The sequence below is a fragment of the Micromonospora sp. WMMD708 genome (assembly GCF_049315245.1).
In the GTDB taxonomy this organism is placed as follows: Bacteria; Actinomycetota; Actinomycetes; order Mycobacteriales; family Micromonosporaceae; genus Micromonospora; species Micromonospora wenchangensis.
The window spans coordinates 4,473,684-4,491,082 of sequence record NZ_CP186060.1 but is presented as its reverse complement, the minus strand read 5'-3'; the positions used below and the strand labels follow the sequence as shown (position 1 = coordinate 4,491,082).

Below are 17,399 nucleotides of genomic sequence, written 5' to 3'. Positions count from 1 at the left end.
CTGACGCCGGGGTCGCCGACCCCGGCGGTACGGACCTGCGCCGCCGTACCGCGCCGGCCGATGGCTGCGCTGGTACCGCCGGGGCCGGGTGTCGGCCCGCCCGTTCGCCGGCAACGCACCGTCGTGGTGCGGGTCGCGCAGCAGAGAGGGACGTGATCGCCCATGACCTCCACCACCCGGTACGACGATGCGCCGGCGGCGGACGGCGGGACGCCCGGCAGGACCGAGGTGCGTCAGTTGGACCGGGTGGTGATCCGGTTTGCTGGTGACTCGGGTGACGGGATGCAGTTGACGGGGGACAGGTTCACCTCGGAGACGGCGCAGTTGGGTAATGATATTTCGACGTTGCCGAATTTCCCGGCGGAGATTCGGGCGCCTGCGGGGACTCTGCCGGGGGTGTCGAGTTTCCAGGTGCATTTCGCGGATTACGATATTTTGACGCCGGGGGACGCGCCGAACGTGTTGGTCGCGATGAATCCGGCGGCGTTGAAGGCGAACCTGGCGGATCTGCGTCGGGGTGCGGACATCATCGTGAACACCGATGAGTTCACGCGCCGGAATCTGGTCAAGGTGGGTTACGCGGTGTCGCCGTTGGAGGACGGGTCGCTGGAGGGGTTCGTGGTGCATCCGGTGGCGTTGACGTCGATGACCGTCGGGGCGTTGGCGGAGTTGTCGGTGTCGAAGAAGGACGCCGAGCGGGCGAAGAACATGTTCGCGTTGGGGTTGTTGTCGTGGATGTACTCCCGCCCGTACACCTCGACGCTGCGGTTTCTGGAGCGGAAGTTCGCCAGGCGGCCGGATCTGGTCGCGGCGAACATCGCGGCGTTCAAGGCGGGTTGGAACTACGGCGAGACCACCGACAGTTTCTCGGTGCGGTACGAGGTGAAACCGGCGAAGATGCTGCCGGGCACGTACCGCAACATCACCGGTAACGCCGCCCTGTCGTTGGGCCTGGTCGCCGCCGGGGTGCGGTCCGGGTTGCCGGTGTTCCTGGGGGCGTATCCGATCACCCCGGCGTCGGACATCCTGCACGAGTTGTCGAAACACAAGAAACTCGGTGTGGTCACGATGCAGGCCGAGGACGAGATCGCCGCGGTCGGCGCCGCCCTGGGCGCCTCCTACGGCGGCGCCCTGGGAGTGACCACGACCAGCGGCCCCGGTGTTGCCCTGAAATCCGAGACGATCTCCCTGGCCGTCGCCCTGGAGTTGCCGCTGGTCATCGTGGACGTGCAACGCGCCGGCCCGTCCACCGGCCTACCCACGAAAACCGAGCAGGCGGACCTGAACATGGCCCTGCACGGCCGCCACGGTGAGGCACCCGTGGCGGTGATCGCCGCGAAGTCACCGTCGGACTGTTTCCACGCCGCCCTCGAGGCCGCCCGCATCGCCCTGACCTACCGCACCCCGGTGATCCTGCTGTCGGACAACTACGTCGCCAACGGCTCCGAACCGTGGCTGCTGCCCGCCGTCGATGATCTGCCCGACCTGCGCGTGGACTTCACCACCGCCCCCAACGGCGACGACGGCGTCACGTTCCTGCCCTACCTACGCGACCCGGACACCCTGGCCCGCCCCTGGGCCGTGCCCGGCACCCCCGGCCTGCAACACCGCATCGGCGGCCTGGAGAAAGCCGACAAGACCGGCGACATCTCCTACGACCCGGCCAACCACGACTACATGGTCCGCACCCGCGCCGCCCGCATCGAAGCCATCACCGTGCCCGACCTCGACGTCGACGACCCCGACGGCACCGCCCGCACCCTCGTACTCGGCTGGGGCTCCACCTACGGCCCGATCGGCGCCGCCTGCCGCACCCTGCGCCACCGCGGCCACCCCATCGCCCAGGCCCACCTACGCCACCTCAACCCCCTGCCCGGCAACCTCGGCGACGTCCTGACCGCCTACGACCGCGTCGTCATCCCCGAGATGAACCTCGGCCAACTCGCCCAGGTCATCCGCGCCCGATACCTCATCGACGCGATCACCTACAACCAGGTCCGCGGCCTACCCTTCACCGCCGCCGAACTCGAGACGATGCTGGAAGAGGTCTGCAAAAATGCCTGAACCCGTCGCCCTCAAACTCACCGGCAAAGACTTCAAATCCGACCAGGAAGTCCGCTGGTGCCCCGGCTGCGGCGACTACGCCATCCTCGCCGCCGTCCAACAATTCATGCCCGAGTTGAACATCGCCCGCGAGAACACCGTCTTCATCTCCGGCATCGGCTGCTCATCCCGCTTCCCCTACTACATGAACACCTACGGGATGCACTCCATCCACGGCCGCGCCCCCGCCATCGCCACCGGCCTCGCCGTCACCCGCCCCGACCTGTCCGTCTGGGTCGTCACCGGCGACGGCGACGCCCTGTCCATCGGCGGTAACCACCTCATCCACGCCCTACGCCGCAACGTCAACCTGAAAATCCTGCTGTTCAACAACCGCATCTACGGCCTCACCAAAGGCCAGTACTCCCCCACCAGCGAAACCGGCAAAATCACCAAATCCACCCCCGCCGGATCCGCCGACGCCCCCTTCAACCCGCTGTCGTTGGCCCTAGGCGCCGAAGCCACCTTCGTCGCCCGCACCATCGACTCCGACCGCAAACACCTCCAAACCGTCCTCCGCGCCGCCGCCGAACACCACGGCACCGCCTTCGTCGAGATCTACCAAAACTGCAACATCTTCAACGACGGCGCCTTCGACCCACTCAAACAACCCGACACCCGCGACGACTACCTCATCCGCCTCGAACACGGCCAACCCATCACCTTCGGCCGAGACAGGCAACACTGCATCGTCCACCCACCCCACAGCTTCGGCCTCGCCATCCGCGACACCGCCACCACCCCACCCGAAGACATCATCACCCACGACACCACCATCACCGACCCCGCCTACGCCTTCGCCCTCACCCGCCTCCCCCAACCCGACCACCGCAACACCCCCATCGGCATCCTCCGCCAAACCCAACGCCCCACCTACGACACCACCGTCCAACACCAAATCACCACCGCCAAAAACACCACCACCGACACCCCCGAACAACAACTCACCAAACTCCTCCACACCGGCGACACCTGGACCATCCGGCCGCTGGCCGACGCATGATCGACCGGATCACGCCACCGGGCGTCGTCGCCGTCGAGGCGTTCGACGACACCGACACCGAGCCGCTGCACCCCGAGGAGGCCGCGCTGGTGGCCCGCGCCGTCGAGAAGCGGCTACGGGAGTTCACCACCGCCCGTACCTGCGCCCGCCGGGCCCTGCGCGCCCTCGGCGTACCGCCCGCCCCGGTGCTCACCGGCGACCGCGGGGCACCCGTCTGGCCGTCCGGTGTGGTCGGCAGCCTCACCCACTGCGCCGGCTACCGGGCCGCCGTGGTCGCCCGCGCGGCGGAGGTCCGCTCCATCGGCATCGACGCCGAACCCGACGAGGCACTGCCCGACGGTGTGCTCGACGCGATCGCCCTGCCCGAGGAACGCGCCATGGTGGACCGGCTGACCACCGACGCCCCCGGACCGCACTGGGACCGGCTGCTGTTCAGCGCCAAGGAGTCCCTCTACAAGGCATGGTTCCCGATCACCGGGATCTTCCTCGGCTTCGACGAGGCCCGGATCGTCCTGCACCCGGCCGGACGCACCTTCACCGGCCGCGTCCTCGTCCCCGGCCGCAGTCGGGACTTCGACGGACGCTACCTGCACGACGCCGGGCTGACCCTGACCGTGGTCGCCGTACCGCACTGAGAGCCGGACCGCACCAGCCGAGCCGGACCGCACCAGCCGACCCGGAGCCGCACCCCGCCGTGCGCACCGGACGAACGAGGGGACCACACCCGATGAACGCCGGCATCTACGCCGTCAGCGACCTGCACGTGGCGTACCCGGAGAACCGGAAGATCGTGGAGAGCCTGTGGCCCCGCGCGGCCGGCGACTGGCTGATCGTCGCCGGTGACGTCGCCGAACTGTTCGCCGACGTCACCTGGGCGCTGACGCTGCTCGCCGAGCGGTTCGCCAAGGTGATCTGGGCGCCCGGCAACCACGAGCTGTGGACCCACTCGCAGGACCCGGTCCGGCTGCGCGGCGAGGCCCGCTACCAGGCCATCGTGCGGCAGTGCCGGGACCTGGGGGTGGCCACCCCCGAGGACGACTACCCGCTCTGGACCGGGCCCGGCGGCCCCCTGCTGGTCGCGCCGCTGTTCGTCGGCTACGACTACTCGTTCCGCGAGCCGGGCGTCACCAGCAAGGAACAGGCCCTGGCCCGCGCCCACGCCGCCGGGGTGGTCTGCGCCGACGAGGTCTTCCTGCACCCCGACCCGCACCCGAGCCGGGACGCCTGGTGCCGGGCCAGGGTGGCGCTGACCGAGACCCGGCTCGCCGCCAGCGACCCGGCGGTGCCGAAGATCCTGGTCAACCACTACCCGCTGGTCCGGATGCCCACCGACATCCTGCGCTACCCCGAGTTCGCCCAGTGGTGCGGCACCGAACTCACCGCCGACTGGCACCGCCGCTTCCACGCCACCGCGGTGATCTACGGGCACCTGCACATCCCCCGGGTGACCTGGCACGACGGGGTGCGGTTCGAGGAGGTCTCCGTCGGCTACCCCCGGGAGTGGCGGACCCGCCCCCGCCCCGACTCGTGGCTGCGGCGGGTGCAGCCGACGCCCGTGCAGGTCTGACGGCTCACCCCTCGACGAGGCGCTTCTTCTGCACCTTGCCCAGCGCGTTGCGGGGCAGGGCGTCGACCAGCCGGACCTCCCGGGGCCGCTTGTGCACCGACAGGTGCCGGGCGACGAAGTCCACCAGCTCCGGCCCGGTCACCCCGTCACCGACCACGTACGCGGTGACCTGCTGCCCCAGGTCCGGGTGCGGCAGGCCCACCACGGCCGCCTCGCGCACCGCCGGGTGGGCCAGCAGCGCCTCCTCCACCTCACCCGCCCCGATCCGGTACCCGCCGCTCTTGATCAGGTCGGTGCTCGCCCGGCCGACGATCCGGTGCCAGCCGTCCGGGCCGATGGTGGCGACGTCCCCGGTGCGGAACCAGCCGTCGGCGGTACGGCTCGCCGCGTCGGCGTCCGGCCGGTTCAGGTAGCCGTCGAACAGGGTAGGGCCGGTGACCAGCAGCTCGCCCATCGCAGCCCCGTCGGTGGGCAGGTCCCGGCCCTGCTCGTCGACGATCCGGGTGCGTACCCCGGGCAGCGGCACCCCGACCGCGCCCGGCCGGCGCGGGCCGTCGGCGCGGGCGCTCACCGTGATCAGGGTCTCCGTCATGCCGTACCGCTCGACGACCCGGTGCCCGGTCAACCCGGTGAGATCGTCGAAGACCGTCGTGGGCAGCGCCGCGCTGCCCGACACCAGCAGCCGCGCGCCGCGCAGGGCCCGCGCGGAGGCCGGCGCGGCGGCGATCCGCGACCAGATCGTCGGTACGCCGAAATAGAGCGTCCCGCCGGCCGCCGCGTACCGCTCGGGCTGCGGCCGGCCGACGTGGTGCAGCCGGCCCCCGACCCGCAACGGGCCGAGCACCCCCAGCACCAGCCCGTGCACGTGGAACAACGGCAGGCCGTGCACCAGCAGGTCGTCCGGCGTCCACGCCCACGCCTCGGCCAACCCGTCCAGGCAGGTGGCGATCGCCCCCCGGGACAGCAGCGCCCCCTTGGGCGCGCCGGTGGTGCCGCTGGTGTAGAGGATCAGGGCGGTCCGCTCCGGTCCGGGCTCCGGATGCGTGGTCGCCGACACCCGGCGCAGGTCGACCGGGACGACCGGCAACCCGTCCGCCGGCGGGGAGGCGTCCGGGGCCGGACCCGCCGGCGCGAGCAGGGCCCCGACCGCCGAATCGCGCAGGATGTGCTCCCGCTCCCGGGGCCCGGCATCCGGCGGCACGGGCACCACCGCCGTACCCGCCAGCAGCGCGCCCACCACCCCCACCACGGTCTCGATCGTCGGCGTGGTCACGACCGCGACCCGGTCCAGGCCACGCAGGTCGTCGGCGACGGCGGTGGCCAGGCCGAGCAGCCGGGACCGGGACAGGCACACGTCACCCACCCGGAGCAGATCCGGACGGTCGTCCACCGACGATGACATCGCGGCCAGCAGCGACACGGTCCACGCCCCTCCGGTCGATCACCCGGGGGCACGGTGCGGCCCCGTGCCGCCGACGCTAGTGCGGCGACCGGCCCCCCACCACCCCCCACCACGCTCCGCCACCGGGGTCCCGGCGCGGCGGCCACGACCTGCCGTCGGGACGGTTCAGGGGTCGGGTAAGGGTGCCGGTGCGGCGGCCGGCCCGCCTACCGTCGACTCCGACGGTTCCGTCACCGGTCGACCGGGAAGGTGGCACCGACGTCATGACATCCGAGCATCCACCAGCCGCGCCGCACCTCACGGTCACCGACGCGTCCGACGCCATCGCGTTCTACACCCGGGTCTTCGGTGCGGTCCCGTACCGCCAGGAGTGCCTCCCCGACGGGCGGGTGCTCGCCGCCGACCTCGTCGTCGACGGTCACCGGTTCACGGTCAGCGAGTGGACCGACCCGCCCGGGGCCGCAGGCGGGCTGCCGGTGCTCACCGTCACCGCCGCCGACGCCGACGCGGTGCTGCGCCGCGCCCGCGCGGCCGGCGCGCAGGTCAGCGCCGCCAACGGCACGCCACGCGAGGTGCTGCTGCGCGACCGGCACGGCGGCAGTTGGACCATCACCCGTCCCGAACCGCCGCGCTGACCCCGGGCACGCCCGCGCGGGTCACCGGATCACCCCGGCACGGCGGTTTGTCGGGCTCCGGCTGCGGTATCCCGATCGGGTACGCCGCTATGAGGAGGCCCCGGTGAACGTCGACGACCTGCTGACCGGAATCTACGACCGACTGCCCGACCTGGTGGACGCGGCCGTGGACGGGCTCAGCCCCGAGGAGTTGTGCCGGCGGCCCGGTCCGGGTGCCAACCCGGTCGGCTGGCTGGTCTGGCACCTCACCCGGATCCAGGACCAGCAGGTCGCCGACCTGCTCGGGGTCGACCAGGTGTGGGTCGCCGGTGACCGGGCGGGCCGGTTCGGGCTCCCCGCCGACCCGGCCGACACCGGCTACGGCCACACCCCGGAGCAGGTCGCCGCGGTCCGGCCGGACAGCGCGCAGGCACTCGTCGACTACCACCGGGCGGTGGCGGAGCGGACCCGGGCGTACCTGGCCGGGTTGCGTCCGGCGGACCTGGACCGGGTGGTCGACGAGAGCTGGGACCCGCCGGTGACCCTCGGGGTCCGGCTGGTCAGCGTCGCCGCCGACGACCTCCAGCACGTCGGCCAGGCCGCCTACCTGCGGGGCCTGCTGCGGTCCTGACCGTCCGCGACCGGTCCCGCCTGCGTCCCCGATCTCGTCCGGTCCGGGTGAGCCGGCCTCACCCCCTCGACCGGCACGCTGACCAGGCAGGTGACACGCCGTGGGGGAGGGCAGCCGTGGGGACGTCGGTGGCGGAGTTCCTGGACCGGTGGGACGGGGGCCGGCGGCCCGACCTGCCGGAGACCACCAGCGGCACGCTGCGCCTGGACGCCGCCGAGGACGGGCACACCGCGCACTGGCGGCTCACCATCCGCGACCAGCGCGTCGAGGTCACCCGCTCCGCCGACGACGCCGACCTGGTCGTCCGCGCCGACCGGGAGGTCTTCGACCGGTTGGCGTCGGGCCGGACCCACCTCGCCACCGCGCTGCTGCGCAACGACCTGTCGGTGCGGGGCAACATGCGGCTGCTGATGATGCTGCGGCGGATCTTCCCCGGCCCGTCCGACGCCCGGCACCCGCGGGAGGTCGCCCGGGAACGGGACGGCCACCGGTGAGGGAGGAACGGGTCCACGTCATCGCCGGCAACGCCTTCGCCGTCAGCGACGCGCACGGCGACATGGAGGTGGACCCGAGGGCGCCGGTGGGGTTGTTCTCCTTCGACACCCGTTTCCTGTCCCGTTGGGTGCTCACCGTCGACGGGCAGCGGCTGCACGCCCTGTCCCGCGACGACATGACCTACTTCGAGACCCGGTTCTTCCTGGTCCCCGGCACGGCCAGCCACTACGTCGACGCGGACGTGTCGGTGATCCGGCACCGGTCCATCGACGACAGCTTCACCGAGCAGCTCACCGTGCTCAACCACTCCGCCGAGCCGGCCGATTTCGTGGTGCGGATGGAGGTCGGCTCGGACTTCGCCGACACCTCGGAGATCCGCAGCCCGACGCCCCGGCGGGTCACCACGGTCGCCTCCCCGTCCGACGCGGTGCTGCGGCTGTGCTACGACCGGGAGCGGTTCACCCGGGAGGCGACGGTCTCCAGCACCGCCCCCGCCGACGTCGACGAGGGGGGCTTCACCTACCGGATCACCGTGCCGGCGCACGGGACGTGGACCACCGACCTGCACGTCGGCATGTCCATCCGGGGCGAGGGCGGGCACGACCTGCGGGAGAGCCTGGAGTCGCACCGGCTGCGGGTACGCCACGACATGCGGCACGACCTGGTCGACTGGCTCGACCGGGCGCCGCAGCTGATCAGCGAGCGGGAACGGCTGCCGGCGACGTACGGGCGGGCGCTGACCGACCTGGCCGCGCTGCGCTACGTCCCGCTGGCGTACTCGGGGCGGGTGCCGGTGGGGGGTCTGCCCTGGGCGATGGCGCTCTACGGCCGGGACGCCCTGGTCACCTGCCTGATGACCCTGCCGTTCACCCCTGAACTGGCCCCGAACACGCTGCGCATGCTCGCCCTGCTCCAGGGGGGTCGGCTCGACGACCAGCATGAGGAGGAACCCGGCAAGATCCTCGGCGAGCTGCGGTACGGCGAGTCGGCGGCCTTCGACGAGCAGCCGACCGGGCTGTACTACGGCGCGGCCGACACCACCCCGCTGTTCGTGATCCTGCTCGACGAGTACGAGCGCTGGTCCGGCGACGCCGCGCTGGTGCGGCAACTGCGCCACCCGGCCCGGATGGCGCTGGACTGGATCGACGGGTACGGCGACCTCACCGGCGACGGCTACCTGCGCTACCAGCGGCGCAACACCCGCAACGGGCTGGTGAACCAGGGCTGGCGCAACTCGCCGGACGCGATCGTGGACGCCGACGGTCGGGCTCCCGCCGGGCCGCGGGCCACCTGCGAACTCCAGGGCTACGCCTACGACGCGAAGCGGCGCGGAGCCCGCCTGGCCCGGGAGTTCTGGGGCGAACCCGAGTACGCCGACCTGCTGGAGCGGCAGGCCGCCGCGCTGAAGGAACGGTTCAACCGGGACTTCTGGTTGCCCGGCCAGGAGCACTACGCGTCGGCCCTGGAGCCGGACGGCACCCCGGTGGTGGCGTTGACGTCCCAGCTCGGGCACCTGCTGTGGAGCGGGATCGTCGCCGAGGACCGGTCCGCCGCCCTCGCCGCCCACCTGGTGGGGCCGCAGCTCTTCTCCGGCTTCGGGGTCCGCACGTTCGCCGACGGGCAGTTGGCGTACAACCCGGTGGGCGCGCACCTGGGGGCGGTGTGGCCGTCGGACAACGCCCTCGTCGCGGCCGGGTTGCGGCGGTACCACCACGACGAGGAGGCCGCCCGGGTCGCCGACGGCGTCTTCGCGATGGCGGACCTGGTCGGGGGATCGGTGCCGGAGGTGATCGCCGGGTACCCTCGTGCGGTCACCGGCTACCCGGTGCAACTGCCGATGGCGGGCCGACCGCAGTCGTGGTCCGCCGGGGCCCTGCTGATGCTGCTCGGCACCCTCCTCGGGCTGCGGCCCTGCGGGGACAACCTGCTGGTGAACCCGGCCCTGCCCGACGGTTTCGGTCGGATCGAACTGCTGGACGTGCCCGGCCGGTGGGGCCGGGCCGACGCGTACGGCCGGGACCGGTCAGCCGTCCGCCCGGGGCATCGCCCCCGGCTGCGCTGACCGCCCGGCCGGCGGTGCCGCTTCCACCGGGGCGTCCGGGTCGGCGGGTGGGTGGGTGACCCACCGGGACAGGGCCCGGTCGACGCCCACGAAGAGCAGGCCGAGCAGCCAGAAGGCGACGGCGAAGAAGACCGCGCTGACCGCGACGCCGTCGTAGCCGAGCTGTCCGGCGTCGATGAACGGGTACGGGTAGCGGTGCACGATCAGCCCGCGGACCAGGGCGAACCCCAGGTACGCCAGCGGGAACGCCAGCCACCAGAGGGCGTACCGGGGGCGGAGCCGGCCGCGTGGGTCGAACAGCGTCCAGTCGGCGACGGCGAGCAGCGGCACGACGGTGTGCAGGAGTTGGTTACCCACCGCCTCGCCCGGTGCCCGGTCGGGCTGGGTCATCGCGAACGGGCTGGCCGGGTTCGCCAGCACCAGGTGGTAGACCACGCCGGTGATGGTGATGTAGAGGGTCACCGCACCCTTGAGCGCCGACGGCGGTTCGGGTCGGCGTCGCGCGGCCTGCCAGGCGGCGTAGCCGGCGAAGAGCCCGACCGCCAGGTTGCTCTGGATGGTGAAGTACGGCAGCAGCCCGGTGACGGTGGCCGGGCCGAGGGCGGTGAGCACGATCCCGGCCAGCACACCGATCACGATCGCCAGCCGGAAGGCCACCGCCAGGCGTCGACGCCGCAGAGTCATCGGCGCAAGCTACCAGCCCCTGCGGCACCGGTCTCCGGCCGTGGGTCGGCCGGTCACCGACCGGGTCCCGCCGAGCGGGTCGGTTCGGGGTCGTCCTCGTCCACCGGTCCGTCCGCGGGTGTCCCCGGTGCGGCAACGGCCTTCGCGGCCCGGAACGCCGACACCGCCGCCGACTCCCCGGGCAGTTCGTCCCGGGCCACGGCGGCACGCACCGCGTTCAGCAGCGTCACCAGCGGCCGGACCGCCCCGGTCGACCCGTCGACCGCCCCGCTGAGCAGCCGCTCGGCGGTTTCCTGATCCAGGCGGTATCGGGTCATCTCGTGTCCCTCAGCGTCGGCGCGGGGTGGGACGTCACGCCGAGGCGTCCCGACGTGGCCCCGGTCACACCCGAGGCCGGCCGGCGGGGACGAAAACCGGGTCGGCATCCCTACAGTACGTGACCGATCGGTATGCGCTGGTGTAAAAATCCGCTGGACAGGTCGCATCGAGGGAGGTTGGGCCATGCCCGAACGTGACACCCACCGTGACGAACGCTTCGATCAGCTCGGCGACGAGATGTCGGCCGCGGTCACCCGTGCGGCATCGGTGCTTCAGGAGGAGCTGTCCGCCGGCATCGACAGCGCCCGCCGGCTCCAGGAGAAACTCACCGCCGACCGGCGGGTCGACCCGGCGGCGTTCGACGAGGTGGCCGGACGGGTCCGCCGGGACACCCACGCGCTGATCGACATGGTGGTCGCCCAACTGCCGGTCACCGGTGAACGGGGCGAGCTGACCCGCCGCTACGCCGCCGACGCCCACGACGTGCTGGACAGCCTGCTCGACCTGGCCCGGCTCACCCCGGAACTGGCCAACGGGCTGATCGACCGGGTGTCGGGCCAGGGCCACGAACCGACCGGACCGGTCCGTGTCGACCGGGACGCCGGGGTACCGGCGGCCGACGGCGGGCCCGCCACGGTGTCCTGAGCCGATGACCGTTCCGGGCCTCGACGACCGGGTCGAGGAGGTGCTGGACCGCTACCGGGCGCGGACCATGGCGACCCTGCTGGCCCAACTGCCCACCGGTGGCCCCCGCTACCTCTACGACCTGGTCGCCGACTACCCCCGCCGCTCCGGCAAGGGGCTGCGGGCGGCGCTCTGCCTGGCCGCGTGCCGGCTCGCCGGGGACGGCGGCGAGCCGGACGAGGCGGCGGTCAACGTGGCCACCACCGTCGAGTTGTTCCACAACGCCTTCCTCATCCACGACGACATCCAGGACGGCAGCGAGCAGCGGCGGGGCGAACCCACCCTGTCCGCCGCGTACGGCGTCGGCGTGGCGCTCAACGTCGGCAACATGACCAACCTGCTCGCCCTGGACCGGTTGCTGGCCAACCGGGACGGCCTCGGCTCCGGCACCGCCTGGCAACTGGTCGAACAGACCCGGCTGATGCTGCGCCACTCGCTGGAGGGCCAGGCCATGGAGATCGGCTGGATCAGGGACAACGTCTGCGATCTCACCCCCGACGACTACTACCGGATGTGCCTGAAGAAGACGTCCTGGTACACCTGCATCTACCCGTGCCGGACCGGGGTGCTGGCGGCCGGTGGCGGGCGGCTGCGCACCGACCGGCTGGACCGCTACGGCTGGTACCTCGGGGCGGCCTTCCAGATCACCGACGACGTGCTGAACCTGGTGGGGGAGTACGCCGCATACGGCAAGGAGATCGCCGGTGACCTCTGGGAGGGCAAGCGCACCCTGATCCTCATCGACTTCCTCGCCCGCTGCACCGCCGGGGAACGGGAACGGACGGTGGTCTTCCTCGGCACCCCCCGCGCCGACCGGACGGCGGCCGACGTGCGCTGGCTGCACCGCCGGCTGGCGGCGTACGACAGTGTGGAGGTGGCCCGGCGCAGCGCCCGGGAACTGGCCGACGCGGCACTGGCCGAGGGGCGTACCGTCCTCGGTGACCGGGCCGGCACCGAGGACGGCCGGTTCCTGCTCGGTCTGACCCGTTACGTCGTCGACCGCTCACGGTGAACCGGTCGGGCTCAGCCCATCGTCTTCGCGCCGTCGATGGACTCGCGGATGATGTCGGCGTGCCCGCTGTGCTGGGCCGTCTCGGCGATCACGTGCAGCACCGTCCGGCGCACCGACCAGCTCGCCCCCGGCTCGAACCAGGGGGCCTCCGGCAACGGGTGGACCGTGTCCAGGTCGAGGCCGGCGACCAGCTCGTCGGTGCGGGCCGCCGTCCCGGCGTACCGGGCGAGCAGGTCGGCCAGGGTGTCGTCGTCGGTCATCCGGAACATCCCGGCCCAGTCGACCGGTTCACTTTCCATCGCCTCGGCGCCGCCGGCCATGAACCGCGCCCACCGGTGCTCCACCAGGGTCACGTGCTTGATCAGGCCGCCCAGGCACAGCTCGCTGACGGTGCTGCGGGCCGCCGCCTGCTCGTCGGTCAGGCCGCGCACGGTGTGCCGCAGGAAACCGCGGTGCTGGCCGAGGGACTGCAACAGGTCGGCCTTCTCGCCGGTGAGTACCCGCTCCGAAGTGGTCATCCGCCACCCTCCGTGGTCGATGTCGTCGAAGGTCACGCTAGGGCCACCCTCCGACACTTCCCGCCCCGCCACACCGCAGGGTGCCCGGCCGGGACGGACCCGACCGCGTCCGCCCCTGCGGTTGCCGATCCGGACGCCGGGCGGTGGACTGGACCACATGGGAACGATCAGGGTGGGGACGTCGTCCTGGGCGGATCAGACGCTGCTGCGCGCCGGCTGGTATCCCCGGTCCGTGCGTACCCCGGCCCAGCGGCTGGGTTGGTACGCCGGGCGGTTCGGGCTGGTCGAGGTGGACACCTCGTACTACGCCATCCCGGTGCCGGAGACCACCGGCGGCTGGGCGGCGGCCACCCCGCCGGGTTTCACCTTCGACGTCAAGGCGTTCAGCCTCTTCACCGGACACCCGACACCGGTGCAGGTGCTGCCGAGGGACCTGCGACCGGCCACCGGGCCGTCCCGGGTCCGCCGCCGGGACCTGCCCGAGGCGACGTACGACGAGTTGTGGACCCGGTTCCGGGCGGCGCTGGCACCGCTCGCGGCGGCCGACCGGCTCGGCGCGGTGCTGTTGCAGTTCCCACCGTGGCTGGTGCGGGGGGAGGGCGCCCGGCGGCAGATCGCGGAACTGGCCGACCGGTGCCGGCCCTGGCGGGTCGCCGTGGAGCTGCGCCACGGGTCCTGGTTCGACGGTGCGGCGGCGGCCGAGACGGTTACCTTCCTGCGCGACCACGACCTCAGCCTGGTCTGCGTCGACATGCCGCAGGGGCACCCGTCCTCGGTGCCCCCGATCATGATCGGTACCGCCGAGCCGGTGCTGGTGCGGATGCACGGCCACAGCGCGCACTGGGAACACGGCAGCAAGGAGGACCGGTTCCGGTACGCCTACGCCGACGACGAACTGCGCCGCTGGGCCGACCTGCTCACCGACCTGGCCGACCGGTCCGGCGAGCTGCACGTGCTGTTCAACAACTGCTGCGCGGGGCAGGCCCAGCGCGACGCCGCCCGGCTGGCCGAACTGCTCGGGGTGGCCCCCACGACGGCGGCGGCCGGCCACTGACCGCGCCGGTACGGGTCCACCGACCACACGTACGGGCCCGCTGACCACACCGGTACGGGGTCCGCCGTCCACGCTGACGGCGATCCCCGTACCGGCCGGTCCCGGCCCGTCGTCTCAGCCGGCCATCGCCATCCGCCGCCGGGCCCCCGTCGCGGCCAGCCGGCCCATCGTCACCGGCGCGCCCATCAGCCCACCGGCGCGCCCGAGCATCCCCCGGAACACCTGGCCCGGCTTCTGCTGCTCACCCATGTACGCGGTGACCACCACCAACGCCCCGGTCAACGCCGGAATGGTCCACTGGAGGACCTTCATCTGCCGCTGCCGGTGCGCCACCTCGGCGGGCGTCTGGTAGTTGGGCTCGGTGGTCCCCGACACCGGCGGGTTGCCGGCGTTCTGCAACTTCATGCCCACCAACCGGCTGTACCCGGTGACGGCGAGCGCGCCGACGGTCAGCGCCGTCTTCACCGCGCTCATCCGGCCCACCCCGGACTGGGCCATCATCCGGGGGCTCTCGGTGGCCAGCTCACCCACCGCCCCGGCCAGGTGCGCGCCGATCGCCGCCGCGTTGACCGGCGTCCACCGTGACCAGCCGGCCGAGGCCACCGGAAGTCGTTGGGTCGAGTCGCTGATCCGCGCCGCCGCTCCGTTCACGCCCAGCGCCCCCATCAGGGAGCCACCGAACCAGGCCGCCAGGCCGAGATCGTGCATCGAGCGCAGTGCGGTGTGTCGTTCCGACATCTGATCCCCCTCCACCGTGTTCGGGCGCAGCGGCATACCCGTCCCGACGGGGGCTACGCGCCCGGGTGGCGGCGGTTCGGTGCGGGGTCTCCGATGGTCCGGACCGGGGCGGACGGCGGACCGGACACCGGGGTCAGCGGCGGGGCAGACCGGCCGCGAAGTCGGCCACCCGCCGGCTCAGCGGCAGGCCGGCCCGGACCCAGCGGAAGTGGTCCAGCGGGGCCCCCGCCTCGGCCGCCGTGTACCGGTGCCGGGTGACCGGCGCTGCGGTGAGCTTGGTGCACAGGTGGTCGACGATCGGATGCGGGGTGTACTGGTCGTCGTCGACGCTGACCGCGAGCACCGGCAGGGTCAGCCGGCCCACGGCCGCGTCGCCGTCCACCCCGTCGAGGGTGGGGAAGCGACCGGTGCGGGCCGTGCGCGCCCAGTCCCGGATCACCCCGCGCGCCTGCCGGCCGCCGAACCCCCAGCCCGGCCAGACCCCGAGCGTCCCGGCGACCGCCGCGATCGTCTGGCTGTACGGCAGCACGCCGTACCGGCGCAGGCCCGGGTAGCCGCGCCAGTACGGCATGCCGACGGCGAGCAGGGCCAGCCCGTCGACCTGGTCGACGCCGTGCAGGGCGACGTGCAGCAGGGCCGCCTGCCCGCCGAGGGAGTGCCCGAGCAGCAGCGTCGGCCGGCCGTCCCGCTGAGGCTTGAGCGCGTCGAGGACCGCGCCGACGTCGGCGGCCAGCTCGCGGTAGCCGTACCGGCAGGCCCGCGACGGCGGGGGTGTGCTGGCCCCGGTGCCGCGCAGGTCGGCGACGACCACGGCCAGGCCGGCGGCGCGCAGCGCGGCGGCGAACGGGCGGTAGTAGCGGGCGCGTACCCCCATCGCCGGGCAGATCAGCACCAGCGGCGCGGCGGGCACGCCGGTGGGCTCCGGATAGACCTGGATGCCGATCCGGGCCCCGTCGACGTCGACGAACTCCTGCGTGTACTCCGCTTCCCCGCTCACCGGCCCATCCTACCGGCCGGTAATAAGTGGCCCGTGCGCTGCCCGGGTGGGCCGTCGTGGCCGGTCAGGCCGCCGCCGGAGCCAGCCTGCCCACCCCGCTGACGGCGGCGTAGACGCCGCCGAGCTGCTCGGCCCAGTGCCGGAAGGAGTAGCGCACCCGCACCCGGTCCAGCGCCGCCGTGGCGTACGCGAAGCGGCGTACCCGGTCGGCGAGCAGCCGGCGGACCGCGGCACCCAGCGCCCGGGGGTCGCGCGGCGGCACCAGGTCCCCGGTCAGCCCGTCGACCACACTGTCGGTGATCCCGCCGACCGCCGTGCCCACCACCGGCACGCCACACGCCATCGCCTCCAGCGGGCTGCGGCCGAACGGCTCGTACCACGGGGCGGCGACCAGGACGTCGGCCGAGCGGTACCAGGCCGCCAACTCCGCACGGGGCACCGCGCCGACCAGCCGGACCCGGTCGGCGACACCGCAGGACCCGGCGAGCGCGGTCAACCGGCGGGCCACGTCGTCGGCCGGCAGCGACCCGGCCGGCGGCCCGCCCACCACCACGTACTCGGCACCGGGCACCCCGGGCAGCGCCCGCACGACGTCCTGAACGCCCCGGCGTTCGTGCAGCGGTCCCACGGTGAGCAGCCGGGGCCGGTCCGGGTCGCGCGGTACGGCCGGCCCGGTCGGGGCGAACAGCCGCTCGTCCACCCCCGCCGGCACCAGCGCCAGCTTCGCCCGGGGCACCCCGAGCCGGACCAGTTCCCCCAACTCGTGGTGCGACTGGGTGACGACCCGGTCCACCGCCCGCCCCAGCGCCCGCTCGTACCCGATCCGTCCCCGGCCGACCGGCTCCCGGCCACCCGGGCGGCGTCGGTACGTGCTGCCCAGGTCGTGGTACGTCAACACCACGGGCGTGTCGGTACGCCGGCCGGCGTGCACGGCCGCCAGGCCGCTCAGCCAGAAGTGCGCGTGCGCCACGTCCGGCCGCCAGCCGGCCTGCCGCCAGTGCGCGGCCAGCCAGCGGCCGAACTCGCCCACGTGGGGCAGGAGTTCGTCGGCCGGCACCGGCCGGGTGGGACCGGCGGGCACGTGCCACACCTGGTACCCCGCGTCGGTCGGCACCGTGTCGGGCAGCGTGGCGTCGTCCCGCCGGGTGTAGACCCGCACCTCGTGACCCTCGGCGGCCAGCGCCGCAGCCTGCTCGGCGACGTGGAGGTGCAGCCCCACGGCATCCTGCCCGCCGGGGACGGCGAGCGGGCTGGCGTGCCCCGAGACCATCGCGATGCGCATGCTTCCTCCTCCGTGATCCGGTCACCGGCGAGGCGGAATCCGGTGCGGGGGCTACCGGCCGGCGTCATCACCCGGTCCCGCGCACCGGGCGCGCGACGGGCACCCGGCCGCCCTCGCGGCGCGGATGCCCGGACGTCACGCGCCGCCCGGCATGCCGAACCAGTTGCCCAGCGCGGAGGCGGTAAACATCAACTTTGTGTGCCCGGCCGAGCGCCCAGCGTGCCCCGTGACCGGT

At 73.2% G+C, this 17,399-nt stretch carries 18 protein-coding genes; 11 read left to right on the top strand and 7 right to left on the bottom strand.

Annotated features, from left to right (window positions below):
- The first annotated feature begins 162 nt into the window (after positions 1 to 162).
- From ACN260_RS19965 to ACN260_RS19950, 4 genes are all read left to right on the top strand, one after another.
- The gene (locus ACN260_RS19965; RefSeq protein WP_422752535.1) at positions 163 to 2,064 is read left to right on the top strand and encodes a 2-oxoacid:acceptor oxidoreductase subunit alpha; all 1,902 of its coding nucleotides are present in this window, start codon (positions 163 to 165) and stop codon (positions 2,062 to 2,064) included.
- The gene (locus tag ACN260_RS19960; RefSeq protein WP_422752534.1) at positions 2,057 to 3,106 is read left to right on the top strand and encodes a 2-oxoacid:ferredoxin oxidoreductase subunit beta; all 1,050 of its coding nucleotides are present in this window, start codon (positions 2,057 to 2,059) and stop codon (positions 3,104 to 3,106) included. Before ACN260_RS19965 ends, ACN260_RS19960 begins: the two co-directional genes overlap by 8 nt.
- On the top strand, positions 3,103 to 3,741 hold the full coding sequence (locus ACN260_RS19955; RefSeq protein WP_422752533.1) for a 4'-phosphopantetheinyl transferase family protein: 639 nt from the start codon (positions 3,103 to 3,105) through the stop codon (positions 3,739 to 3,741). Before ACN260_RS19960 ends, ACN260_RS19955 begins: the two co-directional genes overlap by 4 nt.
- Positions 3,742 to 3,833: 92 nt before the next feature.
- On the top strand, positions 3,834 to 4,673 hold the full coding sequence (locus ACN260_RS19950; RefSeq protein ID WP_422752532.1) for a metallophosphoesterase family protein: 840 nt from the start codon (positions 3,834 to 3,836) through the stop codon (positions 4,671 to 4,673).
- Positions 4,674 to 4,677: 4 nt separating this feature from the next.
- Here ACN260_RS19950 and ACN260_RS19945 read toward each other — a convergent pair whose 3' ends face one another.
- Positions 4,678 to 6,075 (bottom strand): acyl-CoA synthetase, encoded by a 1,398-nt coding sequence (locus ACN260_RS19945; RefSeq protein WP_422756766.1) that lies wholly within the window; start codon positions 6,073 to 6,075, stop codon positions 4,678 to 4,680.
- 263 nt (positions 6,076 to 6,338) lie between these two features.
- Between ACN260_RS19945 and ACN260_RS19940 the strand changes: the two genes are divergently transcribed.
- The 4 genes from ACN260_RS19940 to ACN260_RS19925 all read left to right on the top strand — a co-directional run bounded on the left by ACN260_RS19940 (position 6,339) and on the right by ACN260_RS19925 (position 9,877).
- Positions 6,339 to 6,710, top strand: a complete 372-nt coding sequence (locus tag ACN260_RS19940) for a VOC family protein (protein WP_422752531.1) — start codon at positions 6,339 to 6,341, stop codon at positions 6,708 to 6,710.
- Positions 6,711 to 6,813: 103 nt separating this feature from the next.
- Positions 6,814 to 7,320 carry a mycothiol transferase gene (locus tag ACN260_RS19935; RefSeq protein ID WP_422752530.1) on the top strand — a complete coding sequence of 169 codons (507 nt, stop codon included), beginning with the start codon at positions 6,814 to 6,816 and terminating at the stop codon, positions 7,318 to 7,320.
- 116 nt (positions 7,321 to 7,436) lie between these two features.
- Entirely contained in the window at positions 7,437 to 7,814 is a 378-nt protein-coding gene (locus ACN260_RS19930) for an SCP2 sterol-binding domain-containing protein (protein ID WP_422752529.1), read from the top strand.
- Positions 7,811 to 9,877: a glycogen debranching N-terminal domain-containing protein gene (locus tag ACN260_RS19925; protein WP_422752528.1), complete on the top strand. Its 2,067-nt coding sequence runs from the start codon at positions 7,811 to 7,813 to the stop codon at positions 9,875 to 9,877. The genes ACN260_RS19930 and ACN260_RS19925 overlap by 4 nt, the downstream gene beginning before the upstream one ends.
- Here the strand turns inward: ACN260_RS19925 and ACN260_RS19920 are convergent.
- Both ACN260_RS19920 and ACN260_RS19915 read right to left on the bottom strand, forming a co-directional pair.
- The gene (locus ACN260_RS19920) at positions 9,839 to 10,561 is read right to left on the bottom strand and encodes a Pr6Pr family membrane protein (protein ID WP_422752527.1); all 723 of its coding nucleotides are present in this window, start codon (positions 10,559 to 10,561) and stop codon (positions 9,839 to 9,841) included. The genes ACN260_RS19925 and ACN260_RS19920 overlap by 39 nt on opposite strands.
- 53 nt (positions 10,562 to 10,614) lie before the next feature.
- Positions 10,615 to 10,878 carry a hypothetical protein gene (locus tag ACN260_RS19915; RefSeq protein WP_422752526.1) on the bottom strand — a complete coding sequence of 88 codons (264 nt, stop codon included), beginning with the start codon at positions 10,876 to 10,878 and terminating at the stop codon, positions 10,615 to 10,617.
- A gap of 184 nt (positions 10,879 to 11,062) precedes the next feature.
- Between ACN260_RS19915 and ACN260_RS19910 the strand changes: the two genes are divergently transcribed.
- Complete coding sequence (locus ACN260_RS19910) at positions 11,063 to 11,524, top strand: hypothetical protein (protein ID WP_422752525.1); 462 nt, start codon at positions 11,063 to 11,065, stop codon at positions 11,522 to 11,524.
- A gap of 4 nt (positions 11,525 to 11,528) precedes the next feature.
- Positions 11,529 to 12,575, top strand: a complete 1,047-nt coding sequence (locus tag ACN260_RS19905; protein ID WP_422752524.1) for a polyprenyl synthetase family protein — start codon at positions 11,529 to 11,531, stop codon at positions 12,573 to 12,575.
- 11 nt (positions 12,576 to 12,586) lie between these two features.
- Here ACN260_RS19905 and ACN260_RS19900 read toward each other — a convergent pair whose 3' ends face one another.
- Positions 12,587 to 13,093 carry a DinB family protein gene (locus ACN260_RS19900; protein WP_422752523.1) on the bottom strand — a complete coding sequence of 169 codons (507 nt, stop codon included), beginning with the start codon at positions 13,091 to 13,093 and terminating at the stop codon, positions 12,587 to 12,589.
- Positions 13,094 to 13,250: 157 nt separating this feature from the next.
- Between ACN260_RS19900 and ACN260_RS19895 the strand changes: the two genes are divergently transcribed.
- Positions 13,251 to 14,147, top strand: a complete 897-nt coding sequence (locus ACN260_RS19895; protein WP_422752522.1) for a DUF72 domain-containing protein — start codon at positions 13,251 to 13,253, stop codon at positions 14,145 to 14,147.
- Between the two features lie 114 nt (positions 14,148 to 14,261).
- Here the strand turns inward: ACN260_RS19895 and ACN260_RS19890 are convergent, their stop codons facing one another.
- The 3 genes from ACN260_RS19890 to ACN260_RS19880 form a co-directional block, all read right to left on the bottom strand.
- Positions 14,262 to 14,885, bottom strand: a complete 624-nt coding sequence (locus tag ACN260_RS19890) for a hypothetical protein (RefSeq protein ID WP_329008213.1) — start codon at positions 14,883 to 14,885, stop codon at positions 14,262 to 14,264.
- Between the two features lie 133 nt (positions 14,886 to 15,018).
- Positions 15,019 to 15,882, bottom strand: a complete 864-nt coding sequence (locus tag ACN260_RS19885) for an alpha/beta fold hydrolase (RefSeq protein ID WP_422752521.1) — start codon at positions 15,880 to 15,882, stop codon at positions 15,019 to 15,021.
- Positions 15,883 to 15,946: 64 nt separating this feature from the next.
- Positions 15,947 to 17,164 carry a glycosyltransferase gene (locus ACN260_RS19880; RefSeq protein WP_422752520.1) on the bottom strand — a complete coding sequence of 406 codons (1,218 nt, stop codon included), beginning with the start codon at positions 17,162 to 17,164 and terminating at the stop codon, positions 15,947 to 15,949.
- Positions 17,165 to 17,399 lie beyond the last annotated feature (235 nt).